The following is a 23,001-nucleotide window of genomic DNA, read 5'->3' on the forward strand; positions in this document are numbered from 1 at the left end:
TTGCTGTAAATCGTCGCTTGCGCCGCGACCAATATTTCGTTGCTGCCATCATTGGGCACCGACAGAACATCGCCGGCATTCTGACCATTCAAATCCCACAACAGCTTGGTAAATTTGCCGCTGAGCCGATTAACCGCAAGCAGACGCGTTATATACCATCGGTCCCCCTCAATAGGCAAAAGTCCCGTCAGCGACACGATGATATTGTCATTGTTCACCCATTGGATGCGCCCCGGCTGCGTCCCATCGGGTACGCCGAATATCCCGGCGATATGATTGCCATCGGGCGACAGCTCAGCGCGCTCCACAAATGGCAGGCTGGCAAATGCCTCCACGCTTGGTGGCGCGGCTGGCGCGGTTGCCGCAACGGGCGGCGGTGTTTGGGCAAATGCCGATCCCGTCAACAGCAATGCGGCGAGCAGAAAGCGGCACATCATGCATTTCCCCCCAAAGTGATTCTCCACATTTTTTAACGCCTTTTGCCGAAAAGCGCAGAAAATAAAGATAACATCTCAATCACTTCGGGCATTTATTTTTGTATCGCCTGCCACAACACCGATGACAAGGTTCATGGCCGCGTTTGATCGACGCTGAACATTTGGCCGAGAAGATTACAGGCAGGTTGAAAAGATTAAAGCCGCTGGGGGTAAGCGGCAAGATTTGATAACGCCGAATGCATCAACTTAATTTCATCAGGTTGCGACCCGATGGACGTTTCGGCGTAACCCCCGCCACGATCCGCGATTAACGCATCAATCATGGCAGAACCCGAGTCTGGGACAACACACGCCAACTGAGGGGAATTGGCAATTTAACCCTCCCGATTAAGGACCAACATGACCGGGGGAATCATTGTTTATCACCGAACTCGGGTTCCTAACCTTCGATATACATCTGTTTACAATGGACAGAAGTAACGTTCAGGTAACATCTAGGCTTCGGGGATAATCGCCTTTTCTATCCGGAACTTGTTGGTCTGCACTGCGTTTATCACATGAGGCAAATGATACATTGAACCGCCGTTACATTTACCATGTAACGGTCCCAGCAGTGTGCACGCACTTAACCTGCTGTATGAAATCGTGACGCAGGAGACCTCCGATTACATTTAAAGATAAAGATACCGATCCAAAGTTTGCGGTTATGGTTAATGAGGAGCGTGACGTCGTTTTATCCAGCGCCGTGTTTCAACGTTCGCCCGTTTTGTCGGGTTTGCTGCGCTATTTAATCGACGAAACGATTGCCGGTCGCGCTAGCACGTTAAAATCATTCATTGTTGCGGTCGATGCATTGGGTCGCAAGAAAGATTTCGATTCCGCATCGGACAGTTCGGCCCGCGTCCAAATGGGACGGCTGCGCAAAACGCTGGAAAGTTATTACGTGCAACATGCGCCAAGCGCCGGTGGCTGCATTTACCTGTTGCCGGGTTCTTATGTCGTCCATTTGGATGCGCGCGAACTTGCCTATCCAAAGCTGACGCCCTTACCAAACGCACAAGAACCCTCGGTTGCGGAAGACACCGCGCATGCATCGCCGCCAGCAGGTTCAGCACAGTCGTCAATTCCCTTTTATCGCCGTTCTTTTCTCGTGCCTTTCCTTATCCTCGCCGTCATTTCCCTCGGTGCCGCAGCCGCTTATTTCACGCAAAAAAAGCCCACAGCCGTCTCAGTCTATCGCAGCCCGATCCTGGAAATCATTCCCATCGACATCGGCAAAAACCCACAGGCGGGGCAATCCTCGCGCCGCATCGCCAGCTTTCTCGCCGATGATCTCAACCGCTTCAAAATATCGCGCGTCCGGATCGGCACCGGACCTGCTTCAGCCGCAGAACTCAACGATAGACCCCACGTCTATCGCCTCTATTCGCGGCTCGTAACGGACGAAGACGATGTCACATTATATCTGAATATTGACGATGTGCAGGCTGATATCATGATCTGGTCGCGCATCTTGATCATCCCGCCCGATCCCGAAAAATTGCGCGCTGCACTTGTTCCTATCATGGGAGAGATCAATGGCGGGCAAGGTGTCATTGCGTCTTATGAGGCGGTGCAGACGCGTAACAGGAATGATGGCGGCTATCCCTGCCTCCTAAAATATTTCGAATTTTCGCGATACCATGGCGACATATTAGAGAACAAAGTTGCCGCCTGTCTGCAAAAGCCAGTGCTTGAACCACATATCCGTGGCACAATTCTCGGTGTCCGCGCCTTATTCGAAATGGAACGCAAAAGCGCGGTAGCAGATGTGGATGCTGCCTATGCCCGCGGCATAGAGTTTGCGCGCGCTGCGATCATTGTCGACCCCAATGATGGCTGGGCCAATTTTGCGGTCGCCAACCTGTCTTATTTGAAGCAGGATTGCCCCACCGCACGTTTGTACACACAGCGGACCATGACAGCGAACCCGAACAGCTCGGCGTTTTCGGCCATACTTGCCGGCCTCGCGCCCATTTGTAATTATCCTGACGCGGAAAAACTGCTCGATCAGGCCCTCCAAGCACAAAGTCCCTACTTCGCAAGGGCGCGACTTCAGTTGGTCTTGGCGGCGATATCACAGAACCGGCTAGAAAAAATTGACGAAATTTATGCCGCGGAATTGCCCTTATCAGGTTATAACCGTTCCAATTTTTACCTGACAGAGGCCTTGATTGCCGCAAGCAAGGGGCAGCGTGCTAAAGCCGCGCGCTATTGGGACCTGTTTGCAGCCACCACGCCCCAGCAAAGCAAGACGGCGGATGACAAGCTGAGCAATGTCATCGTCGTCCCGGCGTCGCGCCAACGGATAATTCAGTATCTGCAGGATGCAGGTGTTACAATCTCCTGACCCGACCGCGCGAAAAATGCCAGCCCCCATATCGCCCCAGCGCAGGCTGAGGCCCATCACGCCTCGCGGACGAATGAGAAACATGATAGGCACACCATAAGCGCGCGCGACAGTCCGCCGCGCCGGCGCTTATGTTAAGGAAAATGCATGATCCCCTTTGTCACCATGACCGATGTGCGCGGCCAAAAAATCTCGATCAATCCCGAAATCGTGCAGTTCGTCCGCGTCGCCGACAATGCACATGATGAATGCTTGATCGTATTTGGAAAGGACCAATTGCTGCGCGTGCGCGGCAGCCTAGATGAGGTGACGGACAAGCTACGGCACGGCTAATCGTCGGTTAAATCCGCGCCGCTTCATCCGGTATGCGCCAAACTATCAAAAAACCGCTGCGTCCGCTCCCCGTCGCCCCAGCGCAGCCTGGGGCCTATCGCGCCTGTTGGGCTAGCCGGAAAGACGTTATGGGCACCATCCTGCGCTGGTGCGACGTAGGTTTGTGCTGCCCACTCAGCACGCCAACCAGTCCCGCCCACAAAATACCTGCGTCATGCTGAACTTGTTTTGATTCTGTCGATCATTGGTCAACCTCTCTTAACCTTTCCACCGCTCGCCTAAGGCTATCAGATCTCTGTGAAGCTTGTTCGGGGGCCCATATCTCTCTCACAAATGAGCACAGACGTGAGTTGTAGCCCAGTCCCTGTGAAGCCAATGCCCCCTTGGAACGAATTAGGTCGTTCTTCACATCTCTTGGTGCTCTTTTGGCGCATCGAAGGAGGTACTGTTTTGGGTCCGGTAAATGATCCGGATTCAGAGTGATATTGTTTGCACCTCGTTCAAGCAACGTTGCCATCCCTTGGTGGTCAGCAAGCAGCCACGATTCAACCTCTCGAACTGCAACACGGAATATCAGATTTGCATTTTTGGGCACCTGACCAAACCAGCTATTAATCAAAGCGCTGGCACATTGCGTATCATCTAAATCGGTCATTAAAAACACCGGGTGCCTAAGTGCCATTCTATTAAAGTCTAAGCATTTCCGTTTCAGATAACCATTGCCGCCGCGACGTAGCATGTTTGCGACTTCAAATGTGGGAAGTATATCTTCCACCAAACGAAGGCCTACTGCTTCGCTTAGCTCATCCTCAGTCGCAATAGTAATATAAGGCACTACCAGAAACCCAATTGCTCTGCTGTTTTTGGTCGAGTGACTGGAAGAGCAACCTCTGCGACAGAAAATCCATCAGCTATCGATTTAGACTCTTCGTCGCCGAGTTTTCTAACCGTGGAACCGTTCGCTCCACTCTCGATCAATAAAACTCCGTTCGCATCAATACCAGGATTGCTAAGCAGTGCCACGCTATGAGTAGTAATGATAGTTTGGCGTTTTCGCTTGCTCGCTCGCTGAATTTTTTCCAGCATGAGAGGAATTTGCGATACTATTGCATCATTGAGAGACAACTCCGGTTCTTCAAGTAGCAGCAATGAGTTTCCGTCCAGCAAAGACCATAGCAACCCCAGCAAACGAAGCGTGCCGTCAGAAAACTGATCCTCTCTCTGCCACCCGGCGTTTGGCCTATGGTGTTTGTATCGTGCCTTTAAATGAGGCCTGCCATTCACTGCATCTTTTTCAAAGGCTAGCTCTTCAAACTGCGGAACCGCTGCTTGTAGTGCTTTGCCGATTTTCGTTAAACGAGAGTCCCTCGATCGTGCGGTCGCACGCGCAATCCGCTCAAGAAAACCCTGCCCGAAAGGGTCATCTTCAAGAACATGGCCCCCTATTCTATCGCCAAATTTCAACAGTTGCGGGACTAAGTGCAGATATGTGGTTTCTCCAAAAAATTCTGCGATTTCGCGGAACTCTTCATTCGCTTGAATTTGTTCAAGATGTGTCTGAGTTAGCCGAGTTTGATCTTTCTTGTCTCCGTCATCCGGGCGAGAAATTATAACCTTGCCGTTTTTGCGAACTTCCTCTTTTGATATGATAATTCGTTGAGCACCTTTACCTTCTGGCTTGAATGCAATCGTGTAATTCCAGTTGTTGTCTCCAGCTTCAATTTCGAGTTCAATGCTAACCTCTGGAGCACTGCGCGCATGTAGGCACCTCAATTTCGAGATACCTCCGCGATCGGCAATAGCTTTCTGGAGCCCTCCCCCTTGCGCTTTGCTGATGTCTCGTAAAAATCGGAATACATCTAAGAGGTTAGATTTACCTGCCGCATTTGCACCGAGGAGATATGTTGTTTCTGCCAACGGGACGTCTGCCTCGCGGAAATTCCGCCAATTTCTGAGTTTAAGATTTCGGACAATCATTCGGGTTCCAATTTCTATCGAGCGTCAATAGGCTTACCGCGTATAACGGCACAATGAGAGGGTTCGCAAGTCTCACTAGACTTAGTTGAATAAAGGATACCCCTCTACCCCACCCGCCCCACATTCTCCGCCAACACATTCGCCACATAGCTGTTCAACGAAACGCCCTCGCGCGCGGCGACGATCTTGAGCTTCTCATGCAAGGAACGCGGCACGCGTTGACGCCATTGGCCGAGCGATGATGGTCCCGGCAATTCGCGGCCAAGTGCCTTTGCCGCGTCCATCCATTCGCCAATCGCGCGTTCGGCATCGGCCAGCGCTTCTTCGGGCGTCTCACCATCGCCGATGCAGCCGGGCAGCGCCGGAACGCTTGCCAACCAGCCGCCGCCATCGGCCTGCGCCAAGGGTTCGACCATGATTGCATATTCAGTCATTTTCTGGACCATCATTTTCTACTCTCGTCATTTGAATGATGATACCTTATGCGGTATCATTATCCAATATCTTTTCATTGTCCGCCACTTGCACCCCCACCCCATAAGCGCTAAGGCCCGGCCAGCAAACGACTCTCCCGCTTTTGTGCTGGTTTGACGCGCGTTTATTGGCCGTAGATAGCGGCAACCGTGTTGTCTTCCCCATCCGGCCGAAAGCCCAAATTTTAAGGGACAATATCACCATGACCGCAATCGGATTAGACAGCCTGCAAACCCGTTCCTCCTTGACCGCTGGCGGTAAGACGGTGGATTATTTCTCGATCAAAAAGGTCTCGGAGAAATTGGGCGATGTGTCGCGTTTGCCGTTTTCGATGAAGGTATTGCTCGAAAACCTGCTCCGTTTTGAAGATGGCGGCTTTACCGTGTCGGTGCAGGATGTGCAGGCGTTGATCGATTGGCAGAAAGACGCAAAGTCAGACCGCGAAATTCAATATCGCCCTGCCCGCGTTTTGTTGCAGGATTTCACTGGCGTGCCGTGCGTGGTCGATCTCGCCGCGATGCGCGATGCGATGACCGCGTTGAAGGCGGACCCGTCGAAGATCAATCCGCTGGTCCCCGTCCATCTGGTTATTGACCATAGCCTCATGGTCGATGAATTCGGCCATCCCAAGGCGGCGGAGCAGAATGTCGAAATAGAATATCAACGCAATGCCGAACGCTATGACTTTTTGAAATGGGGTTCCAAGTCGCTGAACAATTTCAAGGCTGTTCCCCCCGGCACCGGCATTTGCCATCAGGTCAATCTGGAGCATATTGCGCAGGCCGTTTGGACGAGCACTGGCGAAGACGGCGTGACGATAGCCTACCCCGACACCTGCGTAGGCACAGACAGCCATACGACGATGATCAATGGCCTTGGCGTGCTGGGCTGGGGCGTGGGCGGGATTGAGGCTGAGGCCGCGATGCTGGGGCAGCCGGTGTCGATGTTGATCCCCGAAGTCGTCGGCTTCAAGCTGACCGGTGTATTGGCCGAGGGCGTGACCGCGACTGACCTTGTGTTGACCGCAACGCAAATGCTGCGCGCCAAGGGCGTGGTTGGCCGCTTTGTCGAATATTATGGCCCCGGCCTTGCGTCGCTTAGCCTTGCCGACCGAGCGACATTGGCCAACATGGCGCCCGAATATGGCGCGACCTGTGGCTTTTTTGGCATTGATGAAAAGACCATCGAATATCTGCGCCTGACCGGCCGTGATGAGGACCAGATTGCGCTTGTGGAGGCGTATGCCAAGGAACAAGGGCTTTGGGCTTATGCCGATATGGCCGACCCGATTTTCACCGATACGTTGGAGCTGGATATGGCATCGGTGGTGCCTTCGCTAGCTGGACCGAAGCGGCCGCAGGACAAGGTTATCCTGACCCAAGTCGACAATGTGTTCAACGACGACCTCATCAACGTCTACAAGCATGACAGCGCAAAGCGCGTCGCGGTTGAGGGCAAGACGCATGATATTGGCGATGGCGATGTCGTGATTGCCGCGATTACAAGCTGCACCAACACCTCGAACCCAAGCGTATTGGTTGCCGCTGGTTTGGTAGCGCGCAAGGCCAATGCCTTTGGCTTGCGGCCCAAGCCATGGGTGAAGACATCGCTTGCGCCGGGGTCACAGGTTGTAACCGATTATCTGGATCGGGCGGGCCTGACGGCGGATCTGGATGCGGTTGGTTTTAACTTGGTCGGCTATGGCTGCACCACCTGCATCGGCAATTCGGGGCCATTGGCGGAGCCGATTTCGGCAGCGATTAACGGCCATGACATTGTCGCTGCCTCTGTCATTTCGGGCAACCGCAACTTTGAAGGCCGCGTGTCGCCCGATGTGCGCGCGAATTTCCTGGCCTCGCCGCCTTTGGTGGTCGCTTATGCGCTCAAGGGCACCGTGACCGAAGACTTCACCACGACGCCCATCGGGCAAGCAACCGACGGTAGCGACGTGTTTCTGCGCGACATCTGGCCCACCAACCAAGAGGTGCATGATGTCATGACCGCAAACATCGACCGTTCGATGTTCACCGCGCGTTATGCGACGGTCTATGAAGGCGATGCGCATTGGCAGAAGATCCAGGTCGAAGGTTCGGATACCTATACATGGCGCGCCGGGTCGACCTATGTCGCCAATCCCCCTTATTTTGAAGGGATGAGCATGACGCCCGCGCCGGTGATGGACATCATCGAGGCAAAGCCGCTGGCGATCTTGGGCGATTCCATCACCACCGACCATATTTCGCCCGCCGGAAGCATAAAGGCGGACAGCCCTGCCGGAAAGTTCCTTTTAGAACATCAGGTTAGCAAGGCAGACTTCAACAGCTACGGCGCGCGACGCGGCCATCATGAAGTCATGATGCGCGGTACCTTCGCCAATATCCGCATCAAAAACGAAATGGTCCCCGGCATCGAAGGCGGCATGAGCAAGTATAAGGGCGAAGTCATGCCCATCTACGACGCCGCGATGAAGCATAAAGCCGACGGCACGCCCTTAGTGGTCATCGCCGGCAAGGAATATGGCACCGGCTCTTCGCGCGATTGGGCCGCCAAGGGCACCAACCTACTCGGCGTCCGCGCCGTCATCGTCGAAAGCTTCGAACGCATCCACCGTTCGAACTTGGTTGGCATGGGCGTATTGCCATTGCAATTCATGGACGGTGAAAGCCGGACAACGCTTGGTCTGACAGCCGATGATAGCTTCACAATCACCAGCGTCGGAATGCTCCAGCCGCGCCAGACCGTGACCGTTATGGTCACGCGCAAGGACGGATCAACGTTCAATTTCGACACTTTGTGCCGCATCGACACCGCGAACGAAGTCGAATATTTCATGAACGGTGGGATTCTGCACTACGTGTTGCGGAAGCTGGCGGCTTAGGCATAACGCCGGTTCAGTTGACCCGTCGCCCCAGCGCAGGCTGGGGCCCATCACGTCTGTCAGTCTGACTGCAAGGCGAGATAGGCTCCAGCCTACGCTGGAGCGACGCATTATTTTGACGACCTAAACGCGTTTTAAGATCGACAGCGCCGCTTTCAAATGCGGCGCGTCGATCATTTTGCCGTCCAGTTGCAGCACACCCGCTCCGGGGTTGGCTGCGAACGCATCAACGATTGATTGGGCATGGGCGATCTGCGCCGAAGAAGGCGTAAAGCCAGCGTTGATGGCGGCAACCTGCGACGGATGAATGGCGAGCATGCCACTAAAGCCATCGCGCGCGGCGCGGGCCACATAGGCGGCAAGACCATCTTGATCACTTATGTTCGGAAACACCGTATCAATCGCGGCAACACCTGCGGCATGGGCCGCAAAAAGCGTGAGCGACCGGACCATTTCATATGGCGCGGTATAGCTGCCGTCCGCCTCTCGCGACGTCGCAGCTCCTACCGAAGCGGGCAAATCCTCCGCCCCCCAGCTGACACCCGCCAAATAAACTGCGACGTCACGCAAGCTACCGAGGTCAAACACCGCGCCTGGCGTTTCGGTCGCGATGGGCAAGATGGGTGGCGCCTCGCCATCCTGACTATCGGCCACTGCCGCAGCTTCGGCGCGTAGCCAATTGACCGAGCGCGCGCCTTCTGCCTTGGGCAAGACAATAGCATCTGGTATATAGGGCAGGACTGACGCGAGATCGTCGTGCGTCATATGGCTATCCTGCGGGTTCACACGGACGAACACGGGCACTGGCCGGTCGCCAGAAAGATATTCCGCCGCCGCCTCGCGTGCGGCAATTTTGCGCTCTAACCCGACTGAGTCTTCAAGGTCGATGATAATGGCATCAGCGCCGCTGGCGGCGGCCTTGGCAAAGCGATCAGGCCGGTCACCCGGGACGAAAAGGAGCGAGCGTAGTTTCATGCGGGCGACGCCTTTCAACTTCACCGAAGCCCTGAGCCTGTCGAAGGGCGCTTATCGGTGGGGCGTGCTTCGACAGGCTCAGCACTATGGTCTAGGTATCAGTCAGCGCTTTCTTTAGCAACGCGGCACGCTCAGTTTGGCATACAAGTTCGTTACGCTGATTGAGGCATCGGTGCAGAAACGTCACAACCCCTGCGTCCGGCCGTGATTTGCTCTCCTTGAGCGCAATGACCTCGGTCTCGGCGCGCAACGTATCGCCGATAAACACCGGTTTTGGCATCACCAACTTATCATAACCCAGATTGGCGACCAGCGTGCCAAGCGTCGTGTCGCCCACCGATAGCCCAACCATCAGCGCAAAAGTGAAGGTGCCGTTGACGAGGATTTGCCCAAACTCACTGGCCTTCGCCGCCTCCGCGTCGATATGCAGCGGTTGCGGATTGTGGGTCATGACCGAGAACAAAAGATTGTCCGTCTCCGTCACCGTGCGGCGAATTTCGTGGGCGATGGTGTCGCCAATTTGCCATTGGTTGAAGTATTTACCTGCCATCAGCAATTCCCTAAAATGTTCCGTCACCCTGAACTTGTTTCAGGGTCTATTTATCGGCCTAGACCATTGGTTTTGAGGCACGATGGACCCTGAAACAAGTTCAGGGTGACGGGTGTGACTGTGAATCATAACTACTCCACCACCGCAATCCGCACCAACAATGCCTCAACCTGCACCTGCGCGCCAGCCTCCGTATCAATGTGCAGCGGTTGCGGATTGTGGGTCATGACCGAGAACAAAAGATTGTCTGTCTCCGTCACCGTGCGGCGAATTTCATGGGCGATGGTGTCGCCAATTTGCCATTGGTTGAAGTATTTGCCTGCCATTACGCTAAACCTCGCACAAAACCGTCACCCTGAACTTGTTTCAGGGTCCATCGTACCTCACAAACCACCGGTCGAGGCCGATGAATAGACCCTGAAACAAGTTCAGGGTGACGGGTGTGGCTGTGAATCATAACTACTCCACCACCGCAATCCGCACTAACAACGCCTCAACCTGCACCTGCGCGCCAGCCACGGCATTGAGTTCCGCCACGACCCCGTCAAACGGCGCAATGAGGCTATGCTCCATCTTCATCGCTTCGAGCGTGAGGAGTTTCTGACCCTTATTAACGGTTTGGCCCGCAGCGATATCGACGGCAATGATGCGGCCCGGCATGGGGGAGAGGATATCGCCGTCATGGGCTGAAGCATGCGCGCCGCCTGCATAGCGATAAGGTTCGACCCACCAAGTCTGACCATTACCAGTCTGGAAGAAGCCCTTTGGCGGGTCTTGGCTAAAAACGAATGGCCTGGGATCGACATACTCAAGTATCGGAATTTCGACTATTGTCGCAACTCCATCGACCGACAAGACAGCCTTGTGATTGCGATTCCGGTTGAGACGAAAGCCCGCAACTGCCTGATTGGTATACTGCTCTGCGCTCCGCGCCAAATAATGCTTGTCGGGGGCCTCGTCAGGAATCAACGCCTCGCCCGCGCGCTGCAGCAGACCGGTATCGACATTGCCCGAGGCAAAATCCGGATGTTCAAGCGCGTTGATAAGAAACGCGGCGTTGTTTTTAACCGGCCATATTTTGCTGTCATTTAAAGCCCATGCGAGCGACCGTATCGCGCCTTCGCGGTCCAAATCATGGGCGATCATTTTGGCAATCATCGGGTCATAAAATGGCGAGACTTCGGACCCCTGACACACGCCACTGTCGATACGGACACTGCCATCGAGCTCGAAAAACTCCAGCCTGCCAACGCTCGGCAAAAATCCTTTCGCCGGGTCTTCGGCATAGAGTCTCGCTTCGATGGCATGACCATCAATGCTCAGCTCGTCCTGCCGAAGCGGAAGTGGCTCGCCGCTCGCTACGCGAATTTGCCATTCGACCAGATCGACACCTGTAATCTCCTCAGTGACGGGATGTTCGACCTGCAACCGGGTGTTCATTTCCATGAACCACACGAGGTCCGAATCGATGAAGCCCTTGGAAGAATCGGCGATGAATTCTATCGTTCCGGCACCAACGTAATTTACGGCCTTTGCTGCGCGAACAGCAGCTCCGCAAATCAGCTCGCGGGTGTATGGCGTCACCCCCGGCGCAGGGGCTTCCTCAATCACTTTCTGGTGACGGCGCTGGAGCGAGCAGTCGCGTTCGAACAGATGGACGATGTTGCCATGGGTGTCGCCAAACACCTGCACCTCGATATGGCGCGGGCGTTGGATATATTTCTCGATCAAGACATGGGCGTTTCCGAACGAAGCGGTCGCCTCACGCTGGCAAGAGGCGAGCGCATCGGCAAAGTCGCCTGCGTCATCAACCTTACGCATCCCCTTACCGCCACCACCCGCCACGGCCTTAATCAGCACAGGATAGCCGATCTCGGCGGCTTGTTGCCCGAGGAACGCCGGGTCTTGATTTGCGCCCATATAGCCGGGGGTGACGGGCACGCCTGCTTCGGCCATCAATGTCTTGGCCGCATCTTTCAGGCCCATCGCGGTAATGCTGGCAGGCGCTGGCCCAACCCAGATCAGCCCGGCATCAATCACCTCCTGCGCGAACTCCGCATTCTCGGAGAGGAAACCATAGCCGGGATGGATCGCCTCTGCTTTCGTGGCGAGCGCAGCCGCGATAATCTTCTCAGCGCAGAGATAGCTCTCCCGCGCCGGAGACGCCCCGATATGCACCGCCTCGTCCGCTTCTCGCACATGCAGCGCCTTGGCATCGGCATCCGAATAGACCGCAACCGTGCGAATGCCCATGGCCTGCGCCGTGCGGATAATCCGGCAGGCAACTTCGCCGCGATTGGCGATGAGGAGCGATTGGATCATAATTCCTCCCCGGCACGGGGGAGCCGAAGGCGTTGCGCAGCAACAGCGGGACCATCCGAAGGATATTGGAGGGGCACGCGCAAAGTCTCCTGCCCTCGCCGCGCAGCCAACTTTACAACCCTGTCCTCACAAACCTCTAATATCCGCAAAACAGCACCTTCCAAATTGCCCAAAATCGCACTCACCGGAACGCGCAACGTCGCCGCTCCTTGCGACCGCAAGAAATCTCCCCGTGCGGCATCTGCTTTCGCCGCGACCTGACCATCATGCGAATGCCCATCGACTTCAATCGCAAGTCTGGCAGCGGCACAATAGAAATCGAGAATATATCGGCCAGCGGGATGCTGCCTACGGTATTTGAAACCACCCGGTCGCTTTCGCAGTTCACGCCACAATATCGTTTCGGGCAAGCTCATTTCGCTGCGCAATTTTCTGGCACGCTTAAGCGTATCGGTCGGACCGGTAATCACAGCATTCCTCCCCCACCGGGGGAGGGGGACCAGCGAAGCTGGTGGAGGGGCACCATCGGCGACTGCCTCCCCATCAACCGTACGCAACTCCTCCCGTGCCCCTCCACCATGCTACGCATGGTCCCCCTCCCCGTGCCGGGGAGGATTTTGGTGCGGATGATCCGGCAGGCGATCTCGCCACGATTGGCGATAAGGAGCGATTGGATCATAATTCCTCCCCCATCGGGGGAGGGGGACCAGCGAAGCTGGTGGAGGGGCACCATCGGCGGCGGCCTCCCCCTCAACCGTACGCAACTCCTCCCGTGCCCCTCCACCATCCTTCGGATGGTCCCCCTCCCCGTGCCGGGGAGGATTTGGCTGCAAATCCTCACATCCGGAACACCCCAAAGCGGGGTGCCTCCTCGATCGGCGCGTTCAATGCCGCCGCTAACGCCAGCCCAAGCACATCGCGGGTTTGTGCAGGGTCAATAATGCCGTCATCCCACAGACGCGAGGTTGCGTAATAAGGGTTGCCTTCATCTTCATATTTCTGACGGATTGGGGACTTGAAGGCTTCGGCTTCCTCCGGCGTCCATTTTTCCGCATCGCGGTGGACGGTGGCGAGGACGGAGGCAGCTTGCTCGCCGCCCATCACCGAAATCCGCGCATTGGGCCAAGTGAACAAGAAGCGTGGCGAATAAGCCCGCCCGCACATGCCGTAATTGCCCGCGCCAAAGCTGCCTCCGATAAGCACGGTGATCTTGGGCACGCTCGCGGTGGCGACGGCGGTGACGAGTTTTGCGCCATGCTTGGCGATGCCCTCCGCCTCATATTTGCCGCCGACCATGAAGCCGCTGATGTTTTGCAAGAACAGCAACGGTATCCGGCGCTGGCAGGCAAGCTCAATGAAATGCGCGCCCTTGACCGCGCTTTCCGAGAATAACACGCCGTTATTGGCGAGGATCGCGACGGGCATGCCCCAGATATGCGCGAAACCACAGACGAGCGTGGTGCCATAAAGCGCTTTGAACTCATGAAACTCGCTGCCGTCAACCAACCGCGCAATGACCTCGTGGACGTCATAAGGCGCGCGCACATCGTCGGGGATAACGCCGTAGAGTTCGTCCGCGTCATATTTTGGCGGGCGCGGCTCGCGTGCCCCGGCGCAGGCCGGGGTCCAGCCTGACGGTGTCTGGGCCCCAGCCTGCGCTGGGGAACACGCTCCGCCCAAATGCGAAATGATATCGCGCACAATCGTCAGCGCATGTTCGTCATTCTCCGCGACATGATCGACCACGCCCGACTTCCGACCATGTAGGTCGCCGCCGCCGAGATCCTCCGCGCTAATCTCTTCCCCCGTCGCAGCCTTGACCAACGGCGGGCCAGCGAGGAAAATCGTTCCTTGATTGCGGACAATAACGCTTTCGTCGGACATGGCGGGCACATAAGCCCCGCCTGCGGTGCAGCTTCCCATGACGCACGCGATTTGGGGAATGCCCTTGGCGCTCATATTGGCTTGGTTGAAGAAGATGCGCCCGAAATGGTCACGGTCGGGAAAAACCTCGTCCTGATGCGGCAGGTTCGCCCCGCCGCTATCGACCAGATAGATGCACGGCAAGTGGTTTGCCTCGGCAATTTCTTGGGCCCGCAAATGCTTTTTGACGGTCATTGGGTAATAAGTGCCACCCTTTACCGTGGCGTCATTGCAGACAATCATGCACTGGCGGCCCGAAACGCGGCCTATTCCCGTGATCAGGCCAGCACCGGGAATTTCGCTATCATACAGGTCGCACGCTGCAAGCTGGCCGATTTCTAGGAAAGGCGAACCGCTATCCAGCAGGCGTTCGACGCGCTCCCTTGGCAGCAATTTGCCACGCGACGTGTGCCGTTCACGCGACTTCTCATTACCACCCAGCGCCGCTTCGGCCACCTTTGCCCAAAGCGCATCGCGCAACGCCCGATTGTGGGCACTGCGCGCCTTAACCTCCTCGGAGTCGGGGTTTATCGACGTTGGCAGGACGGGCGCGCTCACGCAGACACTCCGTCATGCTGAACTTGTTTCAGCATCCATTTTTCCTCTCAAGCCCGGCCCTTAGAGGCGCGATGGACCCTGAACCAGGTTCGGGGCGACAAAATTACTATACTTGGGAAGTATATAACGCGCAAAGCAGGAAAAGGAATGCGCAACTTTATTACGCAACCCAATTTTTGGTCACCCGAATTTACTTTGTAACGCCAACAAGGCCATCGCCGCAATGGCCGCCTCCCCGCCCTTGTCCTTTTGCTTGGGGTCAGCGCGCACAATGGCTTGCTCTTCGTTTTCAACGGTCAATATCCCATTGCCAATGGCGATGCCGTCCATCGTCAACGCCATGATACCGCGCGCGCTTTCGCCAGCGACGATTTCAAAATGATAGGTTTCCCCGCGAATAACAACGCCGATGGCGACAAAGCCGTCATACATCTGCGCCTCTGCGGCCATTGCAATGGTGCCGGGAATTTCGAGCGCGCCGGGCACAGTAATAACCTCAACCTCATGCCCCTTGGCCTTCAACGCAGCCTTCGCACCTGACACGAGCATGTCGTTCAGATGGTCATAAAACCGTGCTTCAACGATAAGAAACTTTGCCATTATTCGCCTCCAGTGCCGGGAATAGGCCTTTCGCCTACAATGGAAAGGCCATAGCCTTCAAGGCCGACCAGCGTGTGGTGCGTGTTGGTGAGCAACATCATATCGTGGACGCCAAGTTCAGTAAGAATTTGCGCACCGCCGCCATAGTCGCGCAATTCCTCGATCTCCGGCGCTCCAGCTTGCTTGCCCTCGGCGCGCAGTTGCATGAACCGGGAAACGACGTTTTTCATTGGCTTGTTGATGACCACAATAACGCCAGCGCCTTCGTCCGCAATGGCCTCCATCGAGCGGGACAGCAGGCCAGAACGCTCGTTTTCTTCGCCAAACACGTCAACGAACATCGACATGGTGTGCATGCGCACCAAACTCGGTTTTTCAGGGTCAATGCGCCCCTTTACCAAAGCGATCGTCTCATCACCCGTCGCCTTGTTATAAAAGGTCATAGCGGTCCAGTCCCCGCCCCAGCGGCTGTTGAACTTCATCTCCGCACGCTTTTCGATCAAATGGTCATGCTTGCGGCGATAGGCGATCAAATCGCGAATCGTGCCCATTTTCAGGTTATGCATGCGGGCAAAGGCAACAAGGTCGTCCATCCGCGCCATTGTGCCATCGTCTTTCATGATTTCACAAATCACGCCCGACGGGTTGAGACCAGCAAGCCTGCTGATATCGACAGCGGCCTCCGTATGGCCAGCGCGCACAAGAACGCCGCCATCGCGTGCCGTCAGTGGAAAGACGTGCCCCGGCGAAACAATATCGTCTGGGCCCATGGAGGCATCCACAGCAACGGAAATGGTGCGCGCGCGGTCTGCGGCGCTGATGCCTGTCGTAACGCCCTCACGCGCTTCTATGGACACGGTAAAGGCGGTCTGCATGCTTTCGCGGTTTTCCCGCGCCATGGGCGTCAGGCCAAGCTGTTCGCAGCGCATTTTGGTCATGGAAAGACAGATGAGGCCACGGCCATGCGTGGCCATGAAATTGATCGCGTCTGGCGTTGCCATTTGCGCAGGGATAATCAGGTCCCCCTCATTTTCACGATCCTCATCATCGACGAGAATATACATACGGCCATTGCGCGCCTCTTCAATGATTTCCTCAATCGGCACGAGCGCAGGCGTGTCATCGTTGGAGAATAAATAGCTTTCCAACTTACGTAACGTCTCAGCGGTCGGGTTCCAGCCCTGCTCATCCAAGTCGCGCAAGGTGTTGGCATGAAGGCCAGCGGCGCGGGCCAAGCCGGACCGTGACAAGCCACCGTCGTTGACGAGGCTACGAAGTTTAGTGATCAATTGTGTGCTCATGATTCGTCTTTTTCACATTGTGATGTGATTGTCAAAGCGGATAATCACATCAATGTGAACAATTGACGCTATTGAATGCATAACATCCGCCCGTTATGCCCACCGCAGGAGAACCGACCATGGCAACGACAATCTGGGTAAACAAACAAGCGCTGACGCAGACGCAGGTGCATGAAGCGGCATCGCCGTCGCTCGGCGAAGGCGCTGTTCGTTTGCGGATCGAAAGCTTCTCCGTCACCGCGAACAACATCACTTACGCCGTCATCGGTGACATGTTTGGATATTGGAATTTTTTTCCGGCGGATGGGGATTTTGGTGTCGTGCCGATGTGGGGCCATGCAGTCGTTGAAAAATCACATTGCCCCGATATTGCGGTCGGTGAGCGCGTATATGGATATTTACCGATGGGAACGCATCTTGATGTCCTACCCGGCAAGGTGAGCGCGGGAGGCTTCACCGACATGGCTGCGCACCGCCAACCCATGAGCCCCATATATAACCAATATAGCCGCCTTGCTGCGGACCCGGAACATGACCCCGCAAAAGAAGCAGAGCGCATGTTATTCGGGCCTTTGTTCAAAACCGGGTTCCTCATTGAAGCCATGCTTCGCCGAGAAAGCTGGTTTGGCGCAGAAAACCTGCTCATCACCAGCGCTTCATCCAAAACGGCCATGGGCCTTGCGAGCGTTGCGAAGGATTTATCGCCTGGTATCAAGCGTATCGGCCTGACCTCGAAGGGCAATGTGGACTTTGTCATCGGGACTGGCCTGTACGACGAAGTCATGTCCTATGATGCAGTCGACACCTTGCCCAAGACCGCTTCGGTATGCGTCGATTTTGCAGGCAACTCGCGCCTGCTTCGTAGCGTTCACGAAACATTGGCAAGCCATTTAACATATAGCTGCTTGGTCGGGGCTACCCATGTTGACGCGCGAGGCCCAAACAGTGCTGGCGCAAGTGGCGGCGAAATGCCGGGGCCGAAGCCCATCCTGTTCTTCGCACCCGATCACGCCGTTGCAACGATTCAGGAACTGGGTCCAAAGGGCTTTGGCGAAGCCGTCGGCCGCAGTTGGAAAAGCTTCCTAACCGCAGCCGATGGCGTTGTGGAAATTGAGACCCATGCGGGATTAGAGGCTGCCGCAACCGCCTTTCTGGAAACCCTTCAAGGCCGGACCGATCCGCAAAAGGGAATCATCATTCAGCCTTAAAAACCCGTCCGTCCTTCATAACAAAACGCACCGTTTTCAAAATAGTGATGTCCGCTATGGGGTCACCTGCTACGGCGATCAAATCTGCCGCTTTACCGGGTTCCAACGAGCCAACTTCTTTTTCAACGCCCAATAAGGTCGCTGCATTCATTGTCGCGGCCTGAATGGCGGCGCTAGCGGGCATGCCATGCTTGACCATTAATTCAAACTCGTCTGCATTCCGGCCATGTTTGGAAACACCGGCATCTGTGCCAAACGCAATTTTTACGCCTGCGGGATAGGCCTTGGCAAGACTCTTGCCGGTCACACCAATCCGCCATTGCACTTTCGCCAGCACGTCGGGCGGATAGGCATTGGGGTTTGCGGCAAGCCGCTCAAGATAGCCATTTACCGTAGACAGAGTCGGCACATAATATGCACCCGCCGCCTTGAACAATTTAATACTCTCGTCGGTCATCATGGTGCCGTGCTCAATCGAGTCCGCGCCTGCGGCCAAGGCGATGTTGACGCCGTCGTCGCCATGGGCATGCACGGCAACTTTCTTGCCGTAAAGATGCGCGGTATCAACTAACGCCTTCACCTCGTCATCAAATAATTGCCGTCCAAGTCCAGCGCCAATGCGGCTGTTAACACCGCCTGTCGTTGCGATCTTGATGACGTCCACGCCGCGCCGGACTTGTTTGCGTATCGCCTGACGGCAACTTTCAACGCCATCACACAGATTTTCCTGACCGATGCTATCATGTAGGTCTTCGGAGACCGATAGCGTTGCGTCCATATGCCCGCTGGTCGTTGAGATCGAGCGGCCAGCGTCGATGATCCGTGGACCAGGGAGTTCGCCCGCCGCAACCGCATCGCGCAGTGCCAAGGTTGCGCCAGTGCCATCGCCCAAGTTGCGCACTGTAGTAAAGCCAGCCATCAACGTTTTCTTCGCATTACCGGCCGCGCGATAGGCGGCGCGTGCTGGGCTGTCGGTAACGGCCTCAATCAACGCTGCATTACCGCCAGCGTCGCTATTCAGATGCACATGGCTGTCGATTAAGCCCGGGAGAACAAATTTGTCTTTCAGATCAATAAGCGTCGCGCCTGCTGGTCCCTGTTGATGGCCAGACAAAATTTCCGCGATTTTACCATTGCGAATAATGACGGTGGATGGTCCACGCGGCGCGCTGCCGGGCTTATCGAGCAGCTTTCCAGCATGGATCACTGTGACAACATCGGCGGGCTGCGCTGCCAAGGGCGAAGTTGCCAGCAACAAGGCACCTATGGAGACAAAAACGACCTTCTTCATGATACTCAAACTCCCTTATCGGCGCGATGCCGTGTGCCTTTTATCGGCGGGTCCTGTGGCGGCCCAGCGAAGCATTGCGCGACTGCCATCCATTGATGCGCGACTTCACCTGTGACTTCAAGCGCAGTGTCCGCAATGTTGCGGCATTGGGTAACGACCTGACAAAATTCTGTCGCGCTGCCGAAAATCATGCCACTTTCGGAAGGCTCGCCATATTCCCACACCGCGCCGGATGGAGCGGACAGGCGCAATTTCGGCATCTGGCCCGGTGGTTCGATGCGACGATTTTTCCATGTGAAGCCCCACGTGTTCACGCCAAGGCGTACGATATTTCCAATCCGATCAGTGTCCTGCCGTTCCATGCCAAGCACATCGTATACGGCCTGCCCATGTGCCCAAGTTTCCATTAACCGCGCAGTGATTGAACTTAGCGCGCTCATGTCAGGCCCAACCCATTTGAGACGAAGCTTGGGATCGGCGCTTGCAAATGCATCGGCGGTAGTTCCCGCGTGCGCAATCCAAGCATTTCGCAATGCATGGCCCGAAAGGCCATCCAGATAGCTCGCCTCAAACTCAGGCAGCTTACCCCCGCGAACCACAGCCATCATCGCGGCGACAAACGCGCCAAGCGCGGCCTCGTCTTGCAAGGATAAATCGACGGCGATATTCCAGACATGCAAATGGCGGATGATGTTGTTGATGGTCCAACCCTTGAACTGGGTTGGCATTTCAAACTCTGCTTCGGAAAGCGGCGTAAGTAGCGCGCATAACGCCCTGCTTTCATCCAAGAAATCTATTGTCTGTTGCATGATTATTCCTGTTTTATATGGTTCGCGCAGAGTTGTTCAAAGTGGTCTGTCTTGCCAATATGCGAACACATCGCCCTGAAGCTTTCGGATATGGGCATGCGCTTGTGGCCCTGTCCATTCACCCTGATAATCGGTCCGCCCTGTCCACCAGCCCTGCCCGGGCAAGCCGTCACCTTCACGCACCACAAGCACCGCGAGTGCAGGTGCGCCGTCTTGCGCGGTGATCTGGTCTATCTTATCCAGCGTCTTGCATACCGCTCGCATTTTGGGCCGCGTGAAGCGGAAGCCAAGGTTCAGCAAAAGCTCGGAGTAACTGATCGCACGGCCTTCACGCCCACATTGCTCTAATATGGCCTTGATCCGCGCAACATCGTGCAGCGCCGAAACATCCGCCGCAGGGTCGCTCAGAAACTCTTCAAGGACCGGGTCCAAGTCAAATCCTAAAGATAATCGCGTCGCAAATCATTCATGACAGAATAAAACTCCTCCATCACCTCATTGATTATTTGTTTGGCGGGTTTCACCGCATCAATGCGTCCGGCCACTTGCCCGGAAAGCGCTATCGCGGCCTCCATGTCACCGCCGAAATACAAATCAAGCACACCGCGCATTTCGCCCATGATATTGTCCGTTGGCTCAACGTCCAGCTTTGTTGTTCGTTCAGTGCGCAAGGCGCGCAATGCTGGCCCAGGCCCGTGGCGGTTAAGGAACAGCGTATCGGTCTCCTTCGCGTTGATGATGGCGTCTTTCCAGTTATGATGCACAGGTGATTCCGCAGCGCTGACCATCCGTGTGCCCATTTGCACAGCCTCTGCGCCAAGAGCGAATGCGGCTACCATTGTCCGTCCGCAGACGATTCCGCCAGCGGCCACAATAGGCACGTCAACTTTGCTGCGGATGAGCGGCAGCAGGACCATCAGCGCGACGTCCTTCGGATTTTTGAAACCTCCGCCTTCGCCGCCTTCAACCACAAGGCCGTCAACGCCGGCATCAATGGCTTTCAACGCGCCCGCCAGTGTCGGCACGACGTGAAACACTGTAAGCCCCGCCGCCTTTAATGGACCGCAATATTTGTTAGGGTCGCCCGCCGATGTGGTGACAAACTTGATGCCTTGGTCGACGACAAAATCTACGATGCCAGGATCACGCACAAAGGCTTGTGCGATGTTCACACCGAAGGGCTTATCAGTAAGTTCGCGCATCTTGATGATTTCGGCGCACACTTCATCCAATTGCCCCGAGGATGTTTCGATGATGCCAAGACCACCCGCGTTCGATACCGCCGATGCCAGTTGCGCCCGCGCAATCCAGCCCATTGGCGCCTGAATGATTGGATATTCGACGCCGAGCAGGTCGGTCATGCGGTTCTTCATGGGCTTCATATCAACGTCCAATCTGGCTGGTGCGAATGTTTAATTGGCCGGCAAGCCCAGCTTTACGGTGGGACTCAATGGCTTGATATTCAGGCGAAGACACCATTTTCTGCATCGCCGCGAGTGACGGATATTCGACCAAAGCGACCATGTCCCATAGGTCCTCAACTTCACCGATCATCATCCCGGTAACTGCGCCGGCATAAATTTGGCGGCCACCGACAGCATCCAAGCAGGCCTGAATAGCCTTACCGTAGCGGGCATAAGCCTCAGCACCCGAGAGATCGGAATCGCTGCCATCAGCATATTCCGCTTTGTCTTTAAACTTCAGCAAATTGACCATGGCAAAGGGCCCGTTCTCTGGACCGCCGAAAAATGACGAAGCCTGCTCCATTGATGGAAACACCGCATTGTCTACAAGCATGATACGCTCCCTCCCTTCTGATTTAATCATGTGCTTAAATCAGCGCCATAACATTGTAAAAGTGATTATGCGCTAAAGAGGTAGCACGGATCTAGCTAGGTGTTTAGTCCCGGCATTTGATGGGTTGGGTTTAGGCTAAATCTTTCTGGTTCGCTTGTCCATATTTTGCAGATGTATTCGAAGGGTGTTAGGCCCTTGAGTGTTTTCAGTCGCCGCCCGTAATTGTAGGCATCAATGAAGTCTTGGAGGTGGGTAGTCAGCTGGGCATGGCTGTCATAGTGATAGCGTTTGACGGTGGCCTCCTTGATTGTCCGGTTCATCCGTTCGACCTGGCCATTGGTCCAGGGATGCTTGATTTTGGTAAGCCGGTGCTCGATCCCGTTCTCATCGCAGCGCAGATCGAACATGTGCGACATACAGGTCGCAGTCGGGCCCTTGGCGTATCGCGGCGGGAAGGTGAACTGGATGCCATTGTCGGTCAGCACGGTGTGGATTTTGTAGGGCACGGCTTTGATCAGGGCGACCAGGAAGGCTGAGGCTGTCATCCTATTTGCCTTGGCGACGAGTTGGACGAAGACGAACTTGCTGGTGCGGTCGATTCCCACATACAAGTACAGCTTGCCTTCGGCAGTCCGCACTTCGGCGATGTCGATGTGGAAGTAGCCAATGGGGTATGTCTTGAACTTCTTCTTCGGTTCCTTGTCTCCCGTCACTTCGGGCAATCGGCTGATCCCGTGGCGCTGCAAACAGCGGTGCAGAGATGAGCGCGTCAGGTTCGGGATCGTTGCCTGCAAGGCGTAGAGGCAATCATCCAGCGGCAGCAGCGTGTGCCGACGAAAGGCGACGACGATGGCTTCTTCCTCGATAGTCAGGACGGTGGACTTGGCATCCTTGGGGCCAGTAGGATGATCGGTGACAGACGTGCGCCGCTTCCATTTGGCTACCGTCTTGGGGTTAATGCTGTAACGCTTCGAAAGCACAATCAGGCTCTCTTGACTATGTTGTATTGCTCGACGGACCGCCGCTGTCGTGCGGGCGCTCCCGTGTAGAATTTGTCCCATAGCGAGTCCTTCCATTGATGGCTGAATAATACACCATCAAATGCCGGGACTAAACAGCTAGGGTCAGGACCTATTAAATCCACCTTCGCGGTTTGAGGCCATTTTGTTCAGTGCAAGG

Annotated in this window: 21 protein-coding genes and 1 pseudogene; 4 read left to right on the forward strand and 18 right to left on the reverse strand. The window is 55.6% G+C overall.

The window, feature by feature from the left end; translation table 11 throughout:
* A pseudogene (locus HEQ34_RS12705) lies at positions 1-437 on the reverse strand (hypothetical protein); the annotation flags it as partial.
* Positions 438-1,143: 706 nt separating this feature from the next.
* On the opposite strand from HEQ34_RS12705, the gene HEQ34_RS12710 reads away from it, so the two are divergent.
* Together HEQ34_RS12710 and HEQ34_RS12715 are read left to right on the forward strand one after the other, a co-directional pair.
* Positions 1,144-2,826, forward strand: coding sequence for a hypothetical protein (locus tag HEQ34_RS12710; protein ID WP_296201049.1), 1,683 nt, complete (start codon positions 1,144-1,146; stop codon positions 2,824-2,826).
* 147 nt (positions 2,827-2,973) lie between these two features.
* Complete coding sequence (locus HEQ34_RS12715) at positions 2,974-3,159, forward strand: hypothetical protein (protein ID WP_296201050.1); 186 nt, start codon at positions 2,974-2,976, stop codon at positions 3,157-3,159.
* 241 nt (positions 3,160-3,400) lie between these two features.
* Here HEQ34_RS12715 and HEQ34_RS12720 read toward each other — a convergent pair whose 3' ends face one another.
* From HEQ34_RS12720 to HEQ34_RS12730, 3 genes are all read right to left on the reverse strand, one after another.
* Complete coding sequence (locus tag HEQ34_RS12720) at positions 3,401-3,934, reverse strand: hypothetical protein (protein WP_296201052.1); 534 nt, start codon at positions 3,932-3,934, stop codon at positions 3,401-3,403.
* A 59-nt stretch (positions 3,935-3,993) separates the two neighbouring features.
* On the reverse strand, positions 3,994-5,076 hold the full coding sequence (locus HEQ34_RS12725) for an AAA family ATPase (RefSeq protein ID WP_296201054.1): 1,083 nt from the start codon (positions 5,074-5,076) through the stop codon (positions 3,994-3,996).
* 164 nt (positions 5,077-5,240) lie between these two features.
* Positions 5,241-5,570, reverse strand: coding sequence for a type II toxin-antitoxin system HicB family antitoxin (locus HEQ34_RS12730; protein ID WP_296201056.1), 330 nt, complete (start codon positions 5,568-5,570; stop codon positions 5,241-5,243).
* Between the two features lie 242 nt (positions 5,571-5,812).
* Here HEQ34_RS12730 and acnA point away from each other — a divergent pair, with 242 nt between their 5' ends.
* Positions 5,813-8,488: an aconitate hydratase AcnA gene (acnA, locus tag HEQ34_RS12735; protein ID WP_296201057.1), complete on the forward strand. Its 2,676-nt coding sequence runs from the start codon at positions 5,813-5,815 to the stop codon at positions 8,486-8,488.
* Between the two features lie 123 nt (positions 8,489-8,611).
* On the opposite strand, the gene HEQ34_RS12740 is transcribed toward acnA, so the two are convergent.
* The 8 genes from HEQ34_RS12740 to ribB all read right to left on the reverse strand — a co-directional run bounded on the left by HEQ34_RS12740 (position 8,612) and on the right by ribB (position 16,717).
* The gene (locus HEQ34_RS12740; RefSeq protein ID WP_296201060.1) at positions 8,612-9,463 is read right to left on the reverse strand and encodes a CoA ester lyase; all 852 of its coding nucleotides are present in this window, start codon (positions 9,461-9,463) and stop codon (positions 8,612-8,614) included.
* 91 nt (positions 9,464-9,554) lie between these two features.
* On the reverse strand, positions 9,555-10,013 hold the full coding sequence (locus HEQ34_RS12745; protein WP_296201063.1) for a MaoC family dehydratase: 459 nt from the start codon (positions 10,011-10,013) through the stop codon (positions 9,555-9,557).
* A 131-nt stretch (positions 10,014-10,144) separates the two neighbouring features.
* A complete protein-coding gene (locus tag HEQ34_RS12750; RefSeq protein WP_296201066.1) occupies positions 10,145-10,339 on the reverse strand; it encodes a MaoC/PaaZ C-terminal domain-containing protein in 195 nt (64 codons plus the stop codon).
* A 133-nt stretch (positions 10,340-10,472) separates the two neighbouring features.
* Positions 10,473-12,335, reverse strand: coding sequence for an acetyl/propionyl/methylcrotonyl-CoA carboxylase subunit alpha (locus HEQ34_RS12755; RefSeq protein ID WP_296201068.1), 1,863 nt, complete (start codon positions 12,333-12,335; stop codon positions 10,473-10,475).
* Entirely contained in the window at positions 12,332-12,805 is a 474-nt protein-coding gene (locus tag HEQ34_RS12760) for a DUF559 domain-containing protein (protein WP_296201071.1), read from the reverse strand. Before HEQ34_RS12760 ends, HEQ34_RS12755 begins: the two co-directional genes overlap by 4 nt.
* 367 nt (positions 12,806-13,172) lie before the next feature.
* Positions 13,173-14,816 carry a carboxyl transferase domain-containing protein gene (locus HEQ34_RS12765; protein WP_296201073.1) on the reverse strand — a complete coding sequence of 548 codons (1,644 nt, stop codon included), beginning with the start codon at positions 14,814-14,816 and terminating at the stop codon, positions 13,173-13,175.
* 180 nt (positions 14,817-14,996) lie between these two features.
* The gene (gene ribH / locus HEQ34_RS12770; protein WP_296201076.1) at positions 14,997-15,416 is read right to left on the reverse strand and encodes a 6,7-dimethyl-8-ribityllumazine synthase; all 420 of its coding nucleotides are present in this window, start codon (positions 15,414-15,416) and stop codon (positions 14,997-14,999) included.
* Positions 15,416-16,717 (reverse strand): 3,4-dihydroxy-2-butanone-4-phosphate synthase, encoded by a 1,302-nt coding sequence (ribB, locus tag HEQ34_RS12775; RefSeq protein WP_296201079.1) that lies wholly within the window; start codon positions 16,715-16,717, stop codon positions 15,416-15,418. The genes ribH and ribB overlap by 1 nt, the downstream gene beginning before the upstream one ends.
* Positions 16,718-16,836: 119 nt before the next feature.
* On the opposite strand from ribB, the gene HEQ34_RS12780 reads away from it, so the two are divergent.
* Positions 16,837-17,925: a DUF2855 family protein gene (locus tag HEQ34_RS12780; RefSeq protein WP_296201083.1), complete on the forward strand. Its 1,089-nt coding sequence runs from the start codon at positions 16,837-16,839 to the stop codon at positions 17,923-17,925.
* On the opposite strand, the gene HEQ34_RS12785 is transcribed toward HEQ34_RS12780, so the two are convergent.
* The 6 genes from HEQ34_RS12785 to HEQ34_RS12810 form a co-directional block, all read right to left on the reverse strand.
* Positions 17,912-19,216 carry an amidohydrolase family protein gene (locus HEQ34_RS12785; protein WP_296201085.1) on the reverse strand — a complete coding sequence of 435 codons (1,305 nt, stop codon included), beginning with the start codon at positions 19,214-19,216 and terminating at the stop codon, positions 17,912-17,914. The genes HEQ34_RS12780 and HEQ34_RS12785 overlap by 14 nt on opposite strands.
* 5 nt (positions 19,217-19,221) lie before the next feature.
* The gene (locus HEQ34_RS12790) at positions 19,222-20,025 is read right to left on the reverse strand and encodes a TIGR03084 family metal-binding protein (protein ID WP_296201086.1); all 804 of its coding nucleotides are present in this window, start codon (positions 20,023-20,025) and stop codon (positions 19,222-19,224) included.
* A gap of 36 nt (positions 20,026-20,061) precedes the next feature.
* Positions 20,062-20,457 (reverse strand): ribose-phosphate pyrophosphokinase, encoded by a 396-nt coding sequence (locus HEQ34_RS12795; protein WP_296201088.1) that lies wholly within the window; start codon positions 20,455-20,457, stop codon positions 20,062-20,064.
* Positions 20,458-20,465: 8 nt separating this feature from the next.
* Positions 20,466-21,407 carry a nitronate monooxygenase gene (locus HEQ34_RS12800; protein WP_296201090.1) on the reverse strand — a complete coding sequence of 314 codons (942 nt, stop codon included), beginning with the start codon at positions 21,405-21,407 and terminating at the stop codon, positions 20,466-20,468.
* Position 21,408: 1 nt separating this feature from the next.
* Positions 21,409-21,822: a DUF1330 domain-containing protein gene (locus tag HEQ34_RS12805; RefSeq protein WP_296201093.1), complete on the reverse strand. Its 414-nt coding sequence runs from the start codon at positions 21,820-21,822 to the stop codon at positions 21,409-21,411.
* 95 nt (positions 21,823-21,917) lie between these two features.
* The gene (locus tag HEQ34_RS12810; RefSeq protein ID WP_296196574.1) at positions 21,918-22,883 is read right to left on the reverse strand and encodes an IS481 family transposase; all 966 of its coding nucleotides are present in this window, start codon (positions 22,881-22,883) and stop codon (positions 21,918-21,920) included.
* Between the last annotated feature and the right edge of the window lie 118 nt (positions 22,884-23,001).

The organism is Sphingorhabdus sp. (assembly GCF_023910635.1).
GTDB lineage: Bacteria > Pseudomonadota > Alphaproteobacteria > Sphingomonadales > Sphingomonadaceae > Sphingorhabdus_B.